The sequence below is a fragment of the Kistimonas scapharcae genome (genome assembly GCF_039540975.1).
Classification (GTDB): Bacteria; Pseudomonadota; Gammaproteobacteria; order Pseudomonadales; family Endozoicomonadaceae; genus Kistimonas; species Kistimonas scapharcae.
On record NZ_BAABFL010000261.1, the window covers coordinates 1 to 1880 of the forward strand.

The window sequence follows — 1880 nt, forward strand, 5'->3', positions numbered from 1 at the left end:
AAAGCGAAACTTTGTCAGTGTCGTAGCTCTGGCTTGTGCTTTTGTCTGGTTACCAATGTGAAACGTCAACAGCTCCTAGTTGTCTTTCTAGTGTGGAGATTTCTTTTAGCATTCCTTGAGAACTTTCTTCATAGTCGCTTTTAGCCCAGGCAAGTTCGTGCTCTTTGGTTTTCAGTGATTCTTGCAGTTGTTTTTTTTCTTCTTCACGCTGACTGGGCTGTGATTCATGTGCTGGTCCTTGAAGGAAACTGCAAAGTAATTGATAAATTTCTGGTTCTTCTTGGCGGTAGTTCTGCTCTGTTATCATCTGCCGTATGCTGACGCCGTCGTGATTTGTTCTATTGTAATCATTCCATAACGCTGAGCGAGATGGATTATTAGTCATCAGAATCGTCTGAATCGCGCCCAAGTTGCGATTTTTTACAGCATGGAAAAGCGCTGTTTCGTTATTGTTGTTAAGGTGATGGATTCTGGCGTCATGCATTATCAGTTTTGTTGCTGTTAGGCTTACGTCTCTCTCTTTTGTTGTATTCATACATAACATCAAGAGGGCATGATTGCCGGCCTGATTTGTTTGGTTAGTATCAGCGCCCTTTTTCAACAGTAGATCAAGGATAGTATTTCTTTCGGTTGCTTCATTTATTACAAGTGTTAAGGATAATGGTGTGCTGCCATCATCTGCTTTTCTGTTTGTATTGGCTCCTGCTTCCAGCAAAGCTGAGACGGTCGCTATTTTGTGTCTCCTTGTACTTTTCAGAGCCATAAATAATGCCGTTTCGCCATAGGCACTTAGTCGATCAACTGTTGCTTTATGTGTCAGCAAGAGGCTAACCGTTTTATGATGTCCTAAGAAAGATGCGTTCATCAATGCAGTTGTTTTGTCTTTGTCAGAAATGTTGACGTTAGTGGGGATGGGATGCTGCATGAATAGGATTTCTAGAATTTTGGTTTGATTGCCCCAAGCGGCAACCAGTAATGGTGATTGTGTTGCGTCGGTCTGATGAAAGCGGTTTGGGTTAGCTTTGAATTTAAGTAAGGTACTGACGAACTCTTTTCTGTTTTCAAATATGGCATGAAGCAATGGCGTAATACCGTTCTCGCCAGCTTGATCAGGGTCAGCCGCTTTTTTCAGTAAGATACAGGCACACTGATGTTTATTTTTAGTAATAGTATGAAGCAATGGTGTAATACCATCTCCACCAGACTTGTTAGCATCAGCTCCGGATTCAAGCAAGATTGTGAGGCATTCAACTCGATTCTCACTAATAGCGAGAAGCACAGGCGTATTGCCACAGCGGCCTGGTTTGTCAGGTGATGCACCGTGCTCTAACAGGAATCTAAGCCTTTCATGGTCGTTGTCATGGATAAATTGCATGATAACAGTAAGTTCGGCTTCTTCATCGCGAGTATCGCCATCATTGGCTCCGCTTGCTTCTATGAGCGTCTTTATGAGGTCCGTAATGTCTTGTGAACCACGTTGGAAATAATCACTCGTCATCAAAATGTAGAGTGGGTGGCGGCCTCTTGCATCAGGTGATCGCACATTTGCGCCAAGTGAGGTCATAGCGGTTATCATGTTGAGCAATTTTGTTATTTTTTTCTGTTTTTGATCAATGTTTTTTTCTTTGATGTCCTTTAGTTCTGTACATGCAAGGCAAACATGCGTTTCTCCGGAACCGGGAAATTTATCCTCCCTAAAATCAACGCCCGGGGACTGCTTTTCAAGCCTTTCTTGGATACCTGTGAATGTTTTATAGTAGTCGGTATCTACTTTTTCCCAGAGGAAGCTATAAGCGTTGGGTAAGTACTCAAAAACCGGTACATAAGGCGATTTCACGTTCTGCCGCCTAAGCTCATCCCCATGTTCCCATTACCGCCTG

At 43.0% G+C, this 1880-nt stretch carries 1 protein-coding gene; it reads right to left on the reverse strand.

Annotated features, from left to right (window positions below):
- Positions 1-49: 49 nt before the first annotated feature.
- Complete coding sequence (locus tag ABD892_RS10855) at positions 50-1837, reverse strand: ankyrin repeat domain-containing protein (RefSeq protein ID WP_345195657.1); 1788 nt, start codon at positions 1835-1837, stop codon at positions 50-52.
- Between the last annotated feature and the right edge of the window lie 43 nt (positions 1838-1880).